The organism is Sphaerotilus hippei (genome assembly GCF_003201595.1).
GTDB classification, from domain to species: Bacteria; Pseudomonadota; Gammaproteobacteria; order Burkholderiales; family Burkholderiaceae_C; genus Sphaerotilus; species Sphaerotilus hippei.
Genome location: NZ_QJJS01000003.1, coordinates 284266 through 300858 on the forward strand (window position 1 = coordinate 284266; position 16593 = coordinate 300858).

At 71.1% G+C, this 16593-nt stretch carries 16 protein-coding genes; 10 read left to right on the forward strand and 6 right to left on the reverse strand.

The window, feature by feature from the left end:
* The first annotated feature begins 68 nt into the window (after nt 1–68).
* The 7 genes from argA (at nt 69) to moeA (ending at nt 6238) form a co-directional block, all read left to right on the forward strand.
* Complete coding sequence (gene argA / locus C7444_RS05010; RefSeq protein WP_110399799.1) at nt 69–1409, forward strand: amino-acid N-acetyltransferase; 1341 nt, start codon at nt 69–71, stop codon at nt 1407–1409.
* Nucleotides 1410–1442: 33 nt separating this feature from the next.
* On the forward strand, nt 1443–1715 hold the full coding sequence (locus C7444_RS05015; protein WP_110399729.1) for an oxidative damage protection protein: 273 nt from the start codon (nt 1443–1445) through the stop codon (nt 1713–1715).
* A 141-nt stretch (nt 1716–1856) separates the two neighbouring features.
* On the forward strand, nt 1857–2192 hold the full coding sequence (locus tag C7444_RS05020) for an H-NS histone family protein (RefSeq protein WP_110399730.1): 336 nt from the start codon (nt 1857–1859) through the stop codon (nt 2190–2192).
* Between the two features lie 281 nt (nt 2193–2473).
* Nucleotides 2474–3082, forward strand: coding sequence for a C40 family peptidase (locus tag C7444_RS05025; protein WP_110399731.1), 609 nt, complete (start codon nt 2474–2476; stop codon nt 3080–3082).
* Between the two features lie 60 nt (nt 3083–3142).
* Nucleotides 3143–4291, forward strand: coding sequence for a GTP 3',8-cyclase MoaA (moaA, locus tag C7444_RS05030; protein ID WP_110399732.1), 1149 nt, complete (start codon nt 3143–3145; stop codon nt 4289–4291).
* The gene (mobA, locus tag C7444_RS05035) at nt 4284–4904 is read left to right on the forward strand and encodes a molybdenum cofactor guanylyltransferase MobA (RefSeq protein ID WP_245909413.1); all 621 of its coding nucleotides are present in this window, start codon (nt 4284–4286) and stop codon (nt 4902–4904) included. The genes moaA and mobA overlap by 8 nt, the downstream gene beginning before the upstream one ends.
* Before the next feature lie 29 nt (nt 4905–4933).
* Nucleotides 4934–6238 carry a molybdopterin molybdotransferase MoeA gene (gene moeA / locus C7444_RS05040; protein WP_110399801.1) on the forward strand — a complete coding sequence of 435 codons (1305 nt, stop codon included), beginning with the start codon at nt 4934–4936 and terminating at the stop codon, nt 6236–6238.
* A 9-nt stretch (nt 6239–6247) separates the two neighbouring features.
* Here moeA and ispF read toward each other — a convergent pair whose 3' ends face one another.
* The 5 genes from ispF to C7444_RS05065 all read right to left on the reverse strand — a co-directional run bounded on the left by ispF (nt 6248) and on the right by C7444_RS05065 (nt 10211).
* Nucleotides 6248–6739, reverse strand: coding sequence for a 2-C-methyl-D-erythritol 2,4-cyclodiphosphate synthase (gene ispF / locus C7444_RS05045; RefSeq protein ID WP_110399733.1), 492 nt, complete (start codon nt 6737–6739; stop codon nt 6248–6250).
* Nucleotides 6736–7320: an NYN domain-containing protein gene (locus C7444_RS05050; RefSeq protein WP_110399734.1), complete on the reverse strand. Its 585-nt coding sequence runs from the start codon at nt 7318–7320 to the stop codon at nt 6736–6738. Before C7444_RS05050 ends, ispF begins: the two co-directional genes overlap by 4 nt.
* Nucleotides 7321–7477: 157 nt before the next feature.
* On the reverse strand, nt 7478–8185 hold the full coding sequence (ispD, locus tag C7444_RS05055) for a 2-C-methyl-D-erythritol 4-phosphate cytidylyltransferase (protein WP_110399735.1): 708 nt from the start codon (nt 8183–8185) through the stop codon (nt 7478–7480).
* 47 nt (nt 8186–8232) lie between these two features.
* The gene (gene hisN, locus C7444_RS05060; protein ID WP_110399736.1) at nt 8233–9093 is read right to left on the reverse strand and encodes a histidinol-phosphatase; all 861 of its coding nucleotides are present in this window, start codon (nt 9091–9093) and stop codon (nt 8233–8235) included.
* 77 nt (nt 9094–9170) lie between these two features.
* Nucleotides 9171–10211, reverse strand: a complete 1041-nt coding sequence (locus tag C7444_RS05065) for a helix-turn-helix domain-containing protein (RefSeq protein WP_110399737.1) — start codon at nt 10209–10211, stop codon at nt 9171–9173.
* A gap of 454 nt (nt 10212–10665) precedes the next feature.
* Between C7444_RS05065 and eat the strand changes: the two genes are divergently transcribed.
* From eat to eutC, 3 genes are read left to right on the forward strand one after another with little or no spacing between them, the layout of a single operon-like run.
* On the forward strand, nt 10666–12030 hold the full coding sequence (gene eat, locus C7444_RS05070; protein ID WP_110399738.1) for an ethanolamine permease: 1365 nt from the start codon (nt 10666–10668) through the stop codon (nt 12028–12030).
* A gap of 40 nt (nt 12031–12070) precedes the next feature.
* On the forward strand, nt 12071–13465 hold the full coding sequence (locus tag C7444_RS05075) for an ethanolamine ammonia-lyase subunit EutB (RefSeq protein ID WP_110399739.1): 1395 nt from the start codon (nt 12071–12073) through the stop codon (nt 13463–13465).
* 27 nt (nt 13466–13492) lie between these two features.
* A complete protein-coding gene (gene eutC / locus C7444_RS05080) occupies nt 13493–14326 on the forward strand; it encodes an ethanolamine ammonia-lyase subunit EutC (RefSeq protein ID WP_110399740.1) in 834 nt (277 codons plus the stop codon).
* Between the two features lie 88 nt (nt 14327–14414).
* On the opposite strand, the gene C7444_RS05085 is transcribed toward eutC, so the two are convergent.
* A complete protein-coding gene (locus tag C7444_RS05085) occupies nt 14415–16511 on the reverse strand; it encodes an esterase-like activity of phytase family protein (protein WP_110399741.1) in 2097 nt (698 codons plus the stop codon).
* Between the last annotated feature and the right edge of the window lie 82 nt (nt 16512–16593).

Genomic DNA, 16593 nt, shown 5'->3' on the forward strand with positions numbered 1-16593 from the left:
GGCATGCGTCTGATGTCACGAGTTCCCGTTTGATGACGGCACGCCGATCACCCGCCACCCGCATGTCGATGAACCTCGTATTTCCTCACACCTTCGTGCCGCTGTTCCGGGCCGTGGCGCCCCATATCCACGCCTACCACGGCAAGACTTTCGTGGTGGGCATGGCCGGCGAATTGATTGCCGCCGGCAAGCTCAATGCCTTCGCGCAGGACCTGGCGATCCTGCATGCCATGGGCATCAAACTGGTGCTGGTGCACGGGTTTCGCCCCCAGGTGAATGAACAGCTGCAGGCCAAGGGGCACCCCTCGCGGTTCAGCCACGGCAAGCGCATCACCGACGCGGTGGCGCTCGACTGCGCCCAGGAGGCCGCCGGGCAGTTGCGCTTCGAGATCGAGGCGGCATTTTCCCAGGGCCTGCCCAATACCCCGATGGCCAACGCCACCGTGCGGGTCGTGTCGGGCAATTTCCTGACCGCCCGCCCGGTCGGCATCGTCGACGGCGTCGATTTCATGCACAGCGGCGTGGTACGCAAGGTCGACGCGATCACGATACGGCGCGCGATCGACATCGGCGCCCTGGTGCTGCTGTCGCCCTTCGGTTTCTCGCCGACCGGCGAAGCCTTCAACCTGACGATGGAGGAGGTCGCGACCAGCACCGCCGTGGCCCTGCAGGCCGACAAGCTGCTGTTCATGACCGAGACCGCCGGCATCCGCGAGGACCTGCACGATCCGGAAAGCGCGATCGACACCGAACTCGCGCTGGCCGATGCCCGGCGCCTGCTCGCCGGCCTGCCCGATGCCACCCTGCCGACCGATCCGGCGTTTTATCTTCAATATTGCGTGAAGGCCTGTGAAGGCGGCGTCGAGCGTTCCCACATCCTGCCGTTCTCGGTCGACGGGGCGCTGCTGATGGAGGTATTCACCCACGACGGCATCGGCACGATGGTGGTGGACGAAAAACTCGAGAGCCTGCGCGAGGCCGGCCCGGACGACGTCGCCGGCATCGTGCAGCTGATCGAGCCCTTCGAGCGCGATGGCACGCTCGTCAAGCGCAGCCGCACCGAGATCGAGCGTGATGTCTCCTGCTACAGCATCATCGAGCACGACGGCGTGATCTTTGGCTGCGCCGCGCTCTATCCTTATCCCGAGGCGCGCACGGCCGAGATGGCCGCGCTCACCATCTCGCCGCAGGTGCAGAGCCAGGGCGACGGCGAACGCATCCTCAAGCACATCGAGCACCGGGCCAAGGGCATGGGCCTCGAGAGCATCTTCGTGCTCACGACCCGCACCATGCACTGGTTCATCAAGCGCGGTTTCCAGCAAGTCGACCCCAACTGGCTGCCGGACGCCCGCAAGCGCAAATACAACTGGGATCGCCGCTCGCTGGTGCTCGTCAAGCGCCTGAGCTGACCCCATACACCCACCCTGAAAACGGAGAGAAAGATGGCTCGTATCGTCCAATGTGTCCTGCTGAAGAAGGAAGCCGAAGGGCTCGACTTTTCGCCTTATCCCGGCGAACTGGGCAAGCGCATCTACGAAGGCGTCAGCAAGGAAGCCTGGCAGCAGTGGCTCAAGCACCAGACCATGCTGGTCAACGAAAACCGCCTGAATCTGGCCGATGCGCGCGCCCGCCAGTATCTGGCGCGCCAGATGGAACGTTTCTTCTTCGGCGAAGGGGTCGATCAGCCGGTCGGTTTCGTGCCCCCGGCCGCCTGACCGGCTGCCATTCGTGATTTGCTGCGCCGCCTCCTGGTGATCCGGCGCGGCAGACATGGATAACCCCATCGATGAGTGCTGGACAAATAGGACCACAGTTTCCTAGAATCCGTCCAACACAACACCGACGGAAAGAGCAGTATGGCAACGTATCAGGAACTGATGGCCCAGAAGGCCGCGCTGGATGAACAGACGGCGCAGCTGGAAAAGCAGATCGCGGAAACCCTGCGTGCCGAACGCACCGGCGTGATCAATCAGATCAAGACGCTGATGGCCGATCATGGCGTGACGCTGGCCGATCTGGGCGCCAAGGCCGGCAAGCCCGTCAAGGCACCGGCCGGCGATGTCACCCGCAAGGTCGCACCAAAATACCGTGACCCGAACACCGGCGAAACGTGGTCGGGCCGCGGCCTCAAGCCGAAGTGGCTGTCCGCCGCGCTGGAAACCGGCCGCACGCTCGACGAATTCGCAGTCTGATAACCGGACCGCACCGACCCGCAATGGACGTCGGAGTGACTTGATCTGCATCGAATCCCTCGCGAATCGACCGGATCACGGGTGTGGAATCATGGATTCCACACCCTTTTTTCTTGGACCGGCACTTTCTGTCATATGCCCAATACCGCAGCGCGGAGCAAGGTTGTCAACTTGACACATCAGCTCACGCCAGTAACCTCGCGGCCGTGATAGCCGTACCGCACCCCTCTTCGCTGTTCGCCTCGATCCGTCTGTTCCTGTCGCGAGCTTCCCTCATCGGCATGCTGGGCCTCACGCTCGGCGCTTGCGCCACCGCCGCCCCGGCCAACGACACGCTGGACCCGATCTCCCGCCTGCTGCAGGAGCGCAACCTCACCGCCGCCCCCACCGAAGAGTCCCGGACCACCAGCGACGCCTACCGGCGCATGCGGGACACGGCCTCCGACCTAGTGCTGTCGGCGATGAACTTCCTGGGCGTGCCCTACGTGCGCGGCGGCAACACCGAAGCCTCGGGCTTCGACTGCAGCGGCTTCACCCGGCATGTGTTCGAGAACAGCGTGGGCCTGCTGCTGCCGCGCCGCTCGGCCGAACAGGCCACCTCGGCCGGCCTGCTCGACGTCGGTCGCACCGAGCTGCGCCCCGGTGACCTGGTGTTCTTCAACACCATGCGCAGCGCCTTCTCGCACGTGGGCATCTACGTCGGCGACGACAAGTTCATCCACGCGCCGCGCACCGGCAGCAACGTGCGCATCGAGGACATGCGGCAGAGCTACTGGCAGCAGCGCTTCGACGGTGCGCGCCGCGTGCCGGGTCTGGCGCTGAAAGGCCAAGTCCGCCTGCCGGCCGACCTGCTGCCGTCGGCCGTGGCCTCGCCGCTACGCGCCGAATGAGTTGACGTGAGTTGATGTCACTGCGCGGACACGGTCCGCGCAGGCGCGACAATCGGTGCCATGTCCGAGCGCCACATCATCCCGATCCTTCCCCCGTCCGAGGGCATGCGGCCCGCGGGCCTGCCCATGCCAGCGGGCGCCGGCCCGGTCGACGGGCTCGGCGACGTCAGGGATCGCCTGCAGCGGCCGCTGCGTGACCTGCGCATCTCGGTGACCGACCGGTGCAACTTCCGCTGCAGCTACTGCATGCCGCGGGAGGTGTTCGGCCAGGACTACCCCTACCTGCCGCAGAGCGAGCTGCTGAGCTTCGAGGAGATCACCCGGGCGGCCCGGCTGTTCATCGGCCTGGGCGTGCGCAAGCTGCGCCTGACCGGCGGCGAGCCGCTGCTGCGGCGCCACCTGGACCGGCTGGTCTCGATGCTGGCGGACCTGCGCACGCCGGACGGCCAGCCGCTGGACCTGACGCTGACCACCAACGGCGCGCTGCTCGCGCGCACGGCCGCGCGCCTGAAGGCGGCCGGCCTGCAGCGCATCACGGTCAGCCTGGACGCGCTGGACGATGCCGTGTTCCGGCGCATGAACGACGCGGACTTCCCGGTCGCCGACGTGCTGGCCGGCATCCAGGCCGCGCTCGATGCCGGTCTGGAGCGGGTCAAGGTGAACATGGTGGTGCAGCGTGGCACCAACGACCACGAGGTGCTGCCGATGGCCCGCCACTTCCGTGAACGCTTCGGACCGCGGGTCTCGCTGCGCTTCATCGAATACATGGACGTGGGCGCGAGCAATGGCTGGCGCATGGACGAGGTCGTGCCGTCGGCCGAACTGCTGGCCCTGCTGCAGGGGCATTTCCCGATGGAGGCGGTGCGCGACGACGTGCCCGAGGGCGAGACCGCCCGGCGCTGGCGCTACCTCGACGGCCGGGGCGAGGTGGGTTTCATCTCCAGCGTCACCGAGGCCTTCTGCGGCGACTGCAACCGGGCCCGCCTGTCGACCGAAGGCCAGCTCTACCTCTGCCTGTTCGCCGGACAGGGCCACGACCTGCGCCAGCTGCTGCGCGCCGACCCGCCGCTGTCCGACGAGCACCTGCTCCAGGCCGTGGCCGCCGTCTGGCAGGGCCGCCAGGACCGTTATTCGCAGCGGCGCCATGAGCAGACCCCGGGCGGCTCGACCCCTCGCCGGCGGGTCGAGATGAGCTACATCGGTGGCTGATCCGGCGATCACCGGCCTGGTGCTGGCCGGCGGACTGGCCCGGCGCATGGGCGGCCTCGACAAGAGCCTGCAGCCGCTGCGGGGCCGCCCGCTGCTGGCCTGGGTGGTCGAGCGCCTGCAGCCCCAGGTGCACACCGTCGTGCTCAACAGCCACCGGCTGCCCGCCGGCGCCGGCGGCCTCGACCTGCCCGTGTGGCCCGACAGCCTGCCCGATCACCCCGGCCCGCTGGCGGGCCTGCTGACCGGCCTGCAGCGCATGGACACCGACTGGCTGCTCACCGTGCCCTGCGACGTGCCGCTGCTGCCGGCCGACCTGGCGTCACGGCTGATGCAGGCGGCCCGGCAGGCCGGGGCGGACGTGGCCATCGCCACGGCCCCGGACGCGCAGGGCTGGCGACGCCATCCGGTGTTCTGCCTGGCGCACCGGCGGGTGCTCGCCTCGCTGGCCGAGGCGCTGGAGCGCGGCGAGCGTCAGGTCGACCGCTGGGCCCTGCGGCAGCAGGCGGCCCAGGCGCGCTTTCCAGACGCGGGCGCCTTCCGCAACCTCAACACCCTGCAGGACCTGGCCACGCTGGAAGCAAGCCCGGACCTGAGCACCGGGACCCCATCGTGAGCGAGAACCGCCCCATCACCGACCCCGCCCTGCCCGACCTGGCCGCGCTGTTCGCCCGCCTGCCCGCCCACGACGAACAGGCCATGCCCGTCGAACGGGTGCAGGCTCTGCTGCACGAGGCGATCGCCCTGGCCGGCCCGGTGGCCGGTCCTTTCGAGACCGTGCCGCTGCACCAGGCACTGGACCGGGTGCTCGCCGTCACCGTGGACTCGCCGATCGACGTGCCGGCGCACGACAACGCCGCGATGGACGGACATGCGCTGGACGGCAGCGCCCTGCGCCCGGGCGAGCCGACCGAGCTGGACGTGGTCGGCCGGGCGCTGGCCGGCCAGCCCTTCCTCGGCAGCACGCCGGTGAGGGGCTGCGTGCGCATCATGACCGGCGCGGTGATGCCACCCGGCCTGGACACCGTCGTGCCGCAGGAGCTGTGCGAGACCCTGGCCGACGGCCGGGTGCGCATCCCGGCGGGGGCGGTGCGACGGGGCGACCATCGGCGTGCCCGCGGCGAGGACCTCGCCATCGGCCGCCCCGCCTTGCTGGCCGGGCGCCGGCTGAGGCCGGCCGACCTCGGCCTGCTGGCCTCGCTCGGCCTGACGAGCGTGGTGCTGCACCGGCGCCTGCGGGTCGCGTGCTTCTCCACCGGGGACGAGCTGCGGGCCGCGGGCGAGCCGCTGCCTCCGGGCTGCATCTACGACAGCAACCGCCAGAGCCTGCTGGCCAGCGTGCAGCGCCTGGGCATGGAGGCGATCGACCTGGGCATCGTGCCCGACCAGCCCGAGGCGCTGACCCGCGCCCTGCAGTCGGCCTGCCGGCAGGCCGACGTGGTGCTGACCAGCGGCGGCGTCAGCGCCGGGGATGCGGACCACACCCGCGACGTGATCGCCCGGCTGGGCCAGGCGGCCTACTGCAAGCTCGCGATGCGCCCGGGCCGCCCCTTCGCCTTCGGCGCCCTGGCCGGGGGCACGCCGGACCAGCCGCGCACGGTCTGGCTCTTCGGCCTGCCCGGCAATCCGGTGGCCAGCCTGGTGTCCTTCCACGTGCTGGTGCGTCAGGCGCTGGAGCGGCTCGCGGGCGCCGACGCACGCCCCCCGGTGGTGCTGACGGCCCGCAGCCTGGAGGCGATCCGTAAGCGAGCGGGCCGCAGCGAGTACCTGCGCGGGCGGCTCGAACGCGACCCGGACGGTGAACTGGCCGTGCGGCTGACCGGAGCGCAGGGCTCGGGCATCCTGCGCAGCCTCAGCGAGGCCGACGCGCTGGTCGTGCTGCCGCAGGCGCAGGGCCCGGTCGCGCCTGGCGACCGGGTCGAGGTCTGGCCCTTCGACGGCCTGATCTGAGCGCCCGGCTCAGTCGCGCATCAGCAGGCAGACCGCACGCGCCTCGATCGACTCGCCCCGGCCGACCGGGCCGAGCCGCTCGGCGGTCTTGGCCTTGACGTTGACCGCGTCGAGCGGCAGCTCCAGGGCCGCGGCGATGCGCTCGCACATGGCCGGGATGTGAGGGGCCATCTTCGGCGCCTGGGCGACGATGGTGGAGTCGATGTTGACGATGCTCCAGCCCGCCGCGCGCACCCGGCGGGCCGCCTCGGCCAGCAGCACCCGGGAGTCCGCGCCCTTGAACTCGACGGCGGTGTCGGGGAAATGGCGGCCGATGTCGCCCAGCCCCGCCGCACCGAACAGCGCGTCGGTGATGGCGTGCAGCAGCGCGTCGGCATCCGAGTGCCCCAGCAGCCCGTGGCTGTGGGCGATGGTCACGCCACCGAGCACCAGGGGCCGCCCGGTCACCAGGGCGTGGGTGTCCCAGCCTTCACCGATCCGCAGGGCCTTCATCGCCGTCATTGCGCACGCTCCCGTTCCTTGTCCTTGTCCTTTTCCTTGTCCTTGTCGATGGTCGGGTGCATGTCGTCCATCCACAGCACCTCGTCGGCATAACACTGCAGGTCGGTCGACAGGTTGGCCATCGCGCCGTGCAGCCAGAACTCCTTGTGCAGCTCGGACTTGATGTACTGGATCGCATCCTCGAAGTCACCGTCGCCGGCCGACAGGATCAGGCGGTCGTACACCCCCTGCGCCGCCAGCTTGATGATCAGCGTGGCGATGCCCACGTCCACGCCCTTCTGCATCGAGCGGGTGAACCCGTGGCCGCAGCTGGTGCAGCTGCAGTTCAGGTCCTTGAGCGCATAGAGCTGCACCCGCATCTTCGGGCCCCGCGGCGGGGCCGACTTCAGCCAGCTGTGGAAGGCGTTCTGGCTGTCGGTGGACAGGTCCGGTGCGGTGTTGAGGTAGTAGCTCTCGTAGATCGGGCCGCCGTTGGCACGCTCGATCTCCTCCTTGAGCTTCAGGTAGTCGAACGGGCGGTTGCGCCCGTAATTGAACAGGTACGCTCCGTCCACGATCCAGACGGTCTTGCGGGGTTCCATAAGCTCTTTCTATACGGAGAAGTCATATCGAAGCCCTCCGGCTTCAGGTGCGACAGCATACGCGTTGCCGCACGGTGCTTCAGGTCGAAGGAGAACGCGAAAAACCGGCCATCCACCACGGCGCCACGGCGTCCGGAGGTGGCGGGCCCGCAGGCGCTCAGGCCGGACCGTGCGCCAGCAGCCGGGCCGCCAGCGCGAAGTCCTCCGGCCAGGTGACCTTCAGGTTGCACAGGTCGCCGCGCACCAGAAGCGGAGCGTGGCCGAGCGCCTCGATCGCCGAGGACTCGTCGGTGACCGCCTCGCCGGCCTGCAGCAGCGCCGGGCGCAGCAGGCCCAGGCGGAACATCTGCGGCGTCTGCGCGGCCCACTTGCCGGCGCGGTCGACGGTGGCCCCGACCCGGCCCGACCGCTCCTGCTTGAGGGTGTCGGCCACCGGCAGCGCCAGCAGGCCGCCGACCTCGTCGGCCTCGCAGGCGTCGATCAGGCGATCGACCCATTCCGGGCGGATCAGGCAGCGGGCCGCGTCGTGCACCAGCACCCAGTCGTGCGGCTGCACCCCGCGGGCCAGCAGCTCGGCCAGGCCGCTGGCGACCGATTCGGCGCGGCTGGCGCCGCCGCAGCGCGCCACCCAGGTGCGCTCGCCGGGGGGCAGGCTCACGTCGGCCTCGAAGCGCGTGTCCTCGGGCGAGAGCACGACCAGCGTGGCCTCCAGCCGCCGCACCCGCGACAGCGCGTGCAGCGTGTGCTCGACCAGGGGCCGGCCGGCCACCGGGTGGTATTGCTTGGGCCCGCCGACGCCGGCGCGCTGGCCCACCCCGGCGCAGGGCACCAGGGCAAAACAACGGGGAATGCTGTTGATCTGCATGGGGCGCGATTGTGCCCGGCATGACCACCGGCCCCGCGCCGGGTCGATCAGGTACCTGCCAGCACCCCCAGCACCCCCAGCACCCCCAGCGCGAGCCGGTGCAGCTCGGGGCTGGCGGCCGCGACCACGTCCCCCTCGCTGTGCATCGTCAGCGGCTGGCCGGCCCAGTCGGTGATGACCCCGCCGGCGCCTTCGATGACGGTGACCATCGACAGGTAGTCGTAGGGCTGCAGGCCGGCCTCGACCACCAGGTCGACCTGGCCGCTGGCCAGCAGGCCGTAGGCATAGCAGTCACCGCCGTAGCGGCGCATCGCCACCTGGGCGGTCAGGCGCTGGAAGGCCTCGAACTGCGCGGCCGAGAAGATGTCGGGCGAGGTGGCGTAGAGCCGGGCCCGGCTCAGCTCGGTCAGGCCGCTGGTGCGGCACAGGTCCTGGCGACCGGGCGCGCGGTGGTCGTTGCGGTGCCGGGTCGGCCCGCCCAGCGCGCGGCTCCAGCGCTCGCCCAACGCGGGCACGTCGACCAGGCCGAGCACCGGGCGGCCGTGGTGCAGCAGCGCCAGCAGCGTGCCCCACAGCGGCAGGCCGCTGATGAAGCTGCGGGTGCCGTCGATCGGATCGATCACCCAGACGTATTCGGCGTCCAGCCGCTCGCGGCCGTGTTCCTCGCCGAGGATGCCGTGCCGCGGATGGCGCCCGGCCAGGTGTTCCCGCAGCGCCGCCTCGACGCCACGATCGGCCAGCGTGACCGGGCTGTCATCGGCCTTGATGTCCACCGTCAGCGGCTGGCCGAACCACTGCAGCGACAGGCCGCGGGCCAGGTCGGCCAGATCGTGGGCGCAGGACATCAGCGCCTGCAGTTCGGCCTCGCTGGGCAAGGGCGCGGAAACGGGAGAGGAAGCGGTGCTCATCGGGGCCATCCAGGCAGGTCGATCGGGGCGGGAAGGAACGCAAGTATCGCCCGGCAGCGCCCCGCCCCCGCGCCCGCTCAGTGCCCGGGCGGGCGGTCCTGGCGCATGCGTCGCCAGGCCTGCGACGGCAGCTCGCCGAACATGCGGCGAAAGTCCTGGGCGAAATGGCTGAAATGCCAGAAGCCCCACTGCGCGGCCGCTTCGGTCACGGTCGGTGCGGTGCGCAGCGCCCGGCGCGCACCCGCCAGCCGCACGGCCCGCAGGAAGGCCGCCGGCGGCATGCCCAGCACCTCCTGGAAGGCCGACTGCAGCGTGCGGCGGCTGACCTGCAGCGCCTGGCACAGCATCGCCACCGTCATCGGCGTCTCCGGATCCTGCTGGACCCGCTCGCGGGCCTGCGCCACCAGCTTCCACTGCCGCTGCGGACTGACGTCGACGCTGTCGGCCGCCGCGCTCACCAGCGCCTCCAGCGCATTGGACAGCGCGGCCTGGCGCAGCATGCCACGCACCGCGCTGTTGCCCAGCAGCGCGGGCTGCGCATGCAGCATCTCGAAGGCGCCCTGCATGAACGCCTTCAGACCCGCCACGCCGGCCGCCGGGGCGTGGTGCAGGCTGGCCCGCTGGCCGATCTGCTCGATCAGCGCCTGCTCCGAGGCGGTCGCCAGGCCGGCGAGCTCGTCACGATCGAGCTCCAGCCCGGCCATCACCAGCCCCTCGGGCGTGAAGAACTCGAAGCCGTCCGCCCCGGAGAAGGTGCAGTAGCGCCCCGCGCCGGTCGAGGGCTCACCGGCCTGCCAGTCGCTCGCGCCGCAGAACACCGCCTGGCCCTCGCCCAGCGCCAGCGGCAGGCCCAGCGCCAGCCGGCCCGGGGCGAGCTCGCCGCGCTGCATCAGGCGCCGGCTGGTGCTCTCGATGAACAGGTGCACGCCGTCGAGCCAGGCCTCCTCGATGCGGCCCTCGAACGGCCCGGCCGACAGCTGGGCGTACGACTGGTTCCAGCCCGACAGCAGCGCCGCCTGCTCGTCGACGTCTCGGGTCGCGGCCAGGTTCACGCCGCAGGACGAGGCGTCCGGCACGGCACGGCTGGCGGAGGGCGGGACATCGGGGCGGGCGAACATGGCGGCGTGGTCCAGAGGCGATCGGCGGGCCGGCCGGGGCCGGGATGCACCGCCTTGTGGCGGGATCGGCAGGAAACGGGCCTGCCCGGGGTCTGCACGCACACCCTGTTGCAAAAGTCACGCCTGTCCTCGCGCGGCCCACCGAAGCACGACCCGCCAGCAGCCAGCAGCCAGCAGCCAGCAGCCAGCACGAAGCACGAAGCACGAAGCACGAAGCCCGCGACGCTTGCCGATTCTGGATAGCGCCGCCCGCCCGGCCTGCGGCAGGCGCGGCGCACGGGCGCGGGCTGGAGCTGGCCCGGCCGCCCGGCGCACGGACCGGACCGGGTCGGCTCGCCCCCCGCGAGCCCGCCGAATCTGGATAGCCCCGACCGCGGGCCCGCCGCAAGATCGCCCCGCAAGGCGTCATCGCCTGTCGATTCCTTCTGCCAACCGATCCACGGAGCGCACGCACATGATTCAACACCTCAAGCCCACGCTGAACGCGTGGCACCTCTGGGGCCTGGCCGTCGGCCTGGTCATCTCGGGCGAGTACTTCGGCTGGAGCTTCGGCTGGGGCAGCGCGGGCACGCTGGGCTTCATGGTCGTCGCGCTCTTCGTCGCGCTGATGTACACCAGCTTCATCTTCAGCTTCACCGAGCTGACCACCGCCATTCCGCATGCGGGCGGCCCCTATGCCTACGCCCGGCGGGCCTTCGGTCCCACCGCCGGTTTCATCGCCGGCTTCGCCACGCTGGTGGAATTCGTCTTCGCGCCACCCGCCATCGCGATGGCCATCGGCGCCTACCTGCAGGTGCAGTTTCCCGACGTCAGCGCCAAGGCCATGGCGGTCGGGGCCTACGTGGTCTTCATGACACTCAACATCGTCGGCGTGCGCACCGCGGCCACCTTCGAGCTGGTCGTCACGGTGCTGGCGATCTTCGAGCTGCTGGTGTTCATGGGCGTGGTCGCCCCCGGCTTCTCCACCGCCAACTTCGTCGCCAAGGGCTGGGCCGGCCAGGACACGTTCTCGATGGCCGCGCTGGGCGGCATGTTCGCCGCCATCCCGTTCGCGATCTGGTTCTTCCTGGCCATCGAAGGCGTGGCCATGGCCGCCGAGGAGGCCAAGGACCCGCGGCGCACCATCCCGCGGGCCTACATCGCCGGCATCCTGACGCTGGTCGTGCTGGCCATCGGCGTGATGGTCTTCGCCGGTGGCGTGGGCGACTGGACGAAGCTGAGCAACGTCAACGACCCGCTGCCCCAGGCGATGAAGGCCGTCGTCGGCGAGAACAGCGGCTGGCTGCACATGCTGGTATGGATCGGCCTGTTCGGCCTGGTCGCCTCCTTCCACGGCATCATCCTGGGCTACTCGCGCCAGATCTTCGCGCTGGCCCGCGACGGCTACCTGCCGGGCTGGCTGGCGGCCATCCACCCGCGTTTCGGCACGCCCTACCGCGCCATCCTGGCCGGCGGCGTGGTGGGCATCGCCGCGATCTTCAGCGACGAGCTGATCAGCTTCGGCGGCCTGACGCTGACGGCCAGCATCGTGACGATGAGCGTGTTCGGCGCGATCGTGATGTACATCGTCTCGATGCTGTCGCTGTTCGGCCTGCGCCGCAGCGAGCCGACGCTCGAGCGCCCGTTCGCCGCCCTCGGCTATCCGGTGGTGCCGGCGATCGCGCTGGTGCTGGCCTGCGTCTGCCTGGTGGCCATGGTCTGGTACAACACGCTGCTGGCCGCGATCTTCGCCGGCCTGATGGCGCTGGCCTACCTGTACTTCCTGTCCACCCACCGCCAGCGCGCCGCGCTGCTGCCCGCCGCGGCCACCGCGGGCTGAGCGCCCCACGGACTGCCCGCACGCCAGGAACCCGCTGCCCATGCGCTACCAGCACACCATCGCCGGCCACACCTGGCAGTTCCGCGACCTGAAGGACGTGATGGCGCGGGCGACGCCGCACCGCTCGGGCGATGCGCTCGCCGGCGTGGCCGCGGGCTCGGCGGTCGAGCGCATGGCCGCCCGGCTCTGCCTGGCCGACCTGCCGCTGCAGCGTTTCCTCGAGGAGGCGCTGATCCCCTACGAGGAGGACGAGGTCACCCGCCTCATCCTCGACCGGCACGACCGGGCGGCCTTCGCGCCGATCGCCCACCTGAGCGTGGGCGGCCTGCGCGACTGGCTGCTCGGCGAGCAGGCCGACGAGGCCGCGCTCACCGCGCTGCGTCCGGGGCTGACGCCCGAGATGGTGGCCGCCGTCAGCAAGCTGATGCGCCACCAGGACCTGATCCTGGTGGCGCGCAAGTGCCGTGTCGTCACGCGCTTTCGCAACACCATCGGGCTGCCGGGTCACCTCGCGGTGCGCCTGCAGCCCAACCACCCGGCGGACTCGCTCAGCGGCATCGCCGCCTCGATGCTCGACGGCCTGCTCTACGGCGCCGGGGACGCGGTCATCGGCATCAACCCGGTCAGCGACAGCCTGCCGCTGCTGAGCGATCTGGTGCGGCTGCTCGACGAGGTGGTCCAGCGCTTCGAGGTGCCCACGCAGAGCTGCGTGCTGACCCACGTCACCAACACGATGCGCATGATCGACGCGGGCGTGCCGGTCGACCTGGTGTTCCAGTCGATCGCCGGCAGCCAGGCGGCCAACGCCAGCTTCGGCATCGACCTGGCGATGCTGCGCGAAGCCCGCGAGGCCGCGCTGTCGCTGGGCCGCGGCACGCTGGGCGATCACGTCATGTACTTCGAGACCGGCCAGGGCAGCGCCCTGTCGGCCAGCGCCCACCACGGCGTCGACCAGCAGACCTGCGAGGCGCGCGCCTACGCGGTGGCGCGCGAGTTCCAGCCGCTGCTGACCAACACCGTGGTCGGCTTCATCGGGCCGGAATACCTGCACGACGGCAAGCAGATCATCCGCGCCGGCCTGGAGGACCACTTCTGCGGCAAGCTGCTGGGCGTGCCGCTGGGCTGCGACGTCTGCTACACCAACCACGCCGAAGCCGACTCCGACGACATGGACACGCTGATGACGCTGCTGGGCACGGCCGGCCTGAGCTTCATCATGGGCATCCCGGGCGCCGACGACATCATGCTGAACTACCAGAGCACCTCCTTCCACGACGCGCTCTACCTGCGCCAGGTGCTGGGCCTGAAGCGCGCGCCCGAGTTCGAGGCCTGGCTGCAGCGCATGGGCATCACCGACGGCGCCGGCGAGCTGCGCCGCATCGGCAGCGGCCACACGCTGCTGCAGGGCTGGCCGCGCCTGGGCGCGGCGGCCTGACTCCCCCCTCGAACCGGCCCGCCGCCCATGTCCGCCCCCCTGCCTCCCGACCTGCCGGTGCCGCCCGGCCCGGCCACGCTCACGACCGACCCGTGGACCGACCTGCGCCGCCACACCCAGGCGCGCATCGCGCTGGGGCGCTGCGGGGTCAGCGTGCCCACCGCCGAGCTGCTGCGCTTCGGCCTGGCCCACGCCCAGGCGCGTGACGCCGTGCAGCTCGCGCTGGACGCCGACGCGCTGTGCGAGGCGCTGCACGCCGAAGGCTGGAGCAGCCTGCGCACCGCCAGCGCCGCGCCGGACCGCGCCACCTACCTGCTGCGCCCCGACCTGGGCCGGCGCCTGGCCGCGCCGCAGGTGCAGGCGCTGCGGACACGGCGCCCGGCCGCCGACCCGGAGCTGCTGATCGTCATCGGCGACGGCCTGTCGTCGCTGGCGATCGCCCGGCAGGCGCTGCCGCTGCTGCGGGCGATCCGGGCCTCGGCGCCCGAGGGCGAGGCGGCGATCGGACGGGCCGAGGCGCCGATCGTCGTGGCCACCCAGGCACGGGTGGCGCTGGGCGACATGATCGGCGAGGCCCTGGGCGCGCGGATGGTCGCCGTGCTGATCGGCGAGCGCCCGGGGCTGAGCTCACCCGACAGCCTGGGCCTCTACCTGACCCGCGAGCCCCGCACGGGCCGCACCGACGCCGAGCGCAACTGCATCAGCAACATCCGCCCCGAAGGCCTGAGCCACGAGCGGGCGGCCTACAAGTTCTGGTGGCATGTGCTGCAGGCGCGGGCGCAGCAGGCCACCGGCGTGGCGCTCAAGGACATGAGCGACACCCAGCCTCTGCCCGGCCTGGGTGCGCCTCGACCGGCCTGACGGCGGTCACGCGCCAGACGTCTCGCCACCGCGGCCCGCGCAGCGGCCAAAGCGGGCAAAGCGGCCACCAGGCCGCGGTGCCCCGCCGTCAGGGCAGCGTGTAGCTGGCCAGCGCCTTCGGGAACTTCAGCAGCCACAGCCGCGTGGCGCGCTCGGCGTCGCTGCCGCGCGTGACCCGCACGCCGACCGCGCCGGTGGCGCAGGCCCCGTCGGCGACGATGGCCCCGTTGACGTCGACCGTGCAGGCCGTCGGGTCGCCATCGACGAAGGCGCCGCTGGCATCGACCAGCACCGAACGCAGGCCGAAGTCGTTGTCGTTGATCAGCGCCAGCGTGCGGCCGTCGACCAGCGTCAGGCCCTCGGCCTTCTCGGCCGACCAGCCCGCGGCGTTCAGGTCGAGCAGCACGGTCTTGCGCAGGCGCACCACCCGGGCCCAGGTCGTCGCCGAAGCCGTCGTGCCGTCGATGCTGTTCTTCTCCAGCTCGATGCCCAGGCCGGCGATGTCGGTGACGTCGGCAGGCACCTCGACCAGCATCAGGAAGTTGCGCACCACGCCCGCCTTGTCGGCGCCCTGCTCGATGACGACAAAACGACCGTTGCCCAGCGAGACCACGTCGCCCAGCTTGGCGCTGCCCGTGCGGTTGCGGTCCCAGGCGCCGCCGCTGGCCGCCAGCGCGTGGCCGAGCGGATAGGCATAGAGCCTGGAGGTCTCGGTCGCGGGGTCGAACTCGATCCAGCGGGCGAACTGGGCGAAGTCGCGCAGCTTGACCTTGTCGGTGGTCTTGCCATCCTGGTCCATGTCGCTGGTGTCGGTGGTCTCGACCGACTTGCCGGTGCTGTCCAGCGGGTCGATCGGGCTCTGCAGGAAACCGTGCAGCCGGCCGCTGGCCGCATCCATCGTCAGGCCCTCCATGCCGCGGTTGGCGCGGCGATGGGCCAGCACCGCCGGCAGGTCGGTGGCGCCGGTGCCGGGGGCGTAGCGTTTCTGGATCACGCCGGTGGCCGCATCGATCCTGACGATGAACGGGCCGTACTCGTCGCTGGTCCAGAACGCCCCGCGGGCGGCGTCGTGCACCAGGCTCTCGCTGTCGAGGCCGTGGGCATCGAAGCCGACCTGGCTGGCCACGTGCTTCAGTTCGTCATTGAGTGCGGTCTCGCCCGAATTGCCGACCGCCCCGACGGGCAGCGGCCGGCCGGAGATCTTCGTCGTGGCGTCGGACTTCAGCGGCAGCAGCGACTGCAGCACCGCGCCGCCACGCCCCACCGAGATCACGCCGATCGATGGCGTGAAGCTCGGCGCGGGGAACATCTTGGTGATGCCGACCTTGCTGGTGTCGGCCGGCGTGGGCGCGTTCGGGCTGTCGCCGTTGGGGCCCCGGTCGGTGATGCCCCAGAACTCCAGGCTGCCATCGGCGGCCGTGCCCTTGAAGGCCAGGCCCGAGCCGACCGCCGGGAAGAAGCCCAGCGGGAAATCCAGCTTCGCGGCGGCGTTGCTGCCCTCGTAAGACACATGCTGGGCCGCGCTCGCCAGCAGCGTGTGCTTGGTGATCAGCACCTCGCCGGCAGCCGTCGCCTGCGAGGTCGCCGAGGTGCCGGTGCGCCCGAGCGCACCGGCCAGCGTGCCCTCGAAGTGCTCCAGCGCCGCCGCACGGCGCAGCGTCAGCGTGCGACGGCTGTAGGCCTGGCCGAAGTCGTCCCGGACCGTGCCCGGCAGCAGCGCGGCCAGCGCGGCGTCGAAGGCGCCGGCGTCGAGCGAGAAGTCGAGGCTGCTGCCGGCCAGCGCCGTGGCCACCGCCGCGTCGATGCGCAGGCCGTTGACGGCCTGGTCGTCGGTGTCGAGCACCTGCAGGAACAGCAGTCGATTGGCCACCGCCACCTCCGTCAGCGTGCTGCTGCCGGCCAGGTCGAGCGGCGTGAGGGTCGAGCCGCACGCCGCGGTGCCCAGCTGGACGCCACCCAGCGCGAAACTGACCCGATCGCCGGCCACGCACTGGAACTGCCCTTGTGCATCGGTGGTGCCGCTGCGGCCCGACGGCAGGGCGCGGTAGGACAGGCCCTGCACGGCCGAATCCAGGAAGCTGCCGGTCACCACGGCGGGTCCGTCGTCGTCGCTGCCCATGCAGCCCGACAGGCCGAGCAGGGTGGCCAGCGCGGCCAGGGCGATGCGGGAGCGTTGCTTGTTCATGTCGTGTCGGTCTCGAAGCGTGAAGCCCGAGACCGTAGTCCACCGCGGTGACAGGCCCGTGAAGCGGCGGACCGCGTCGATG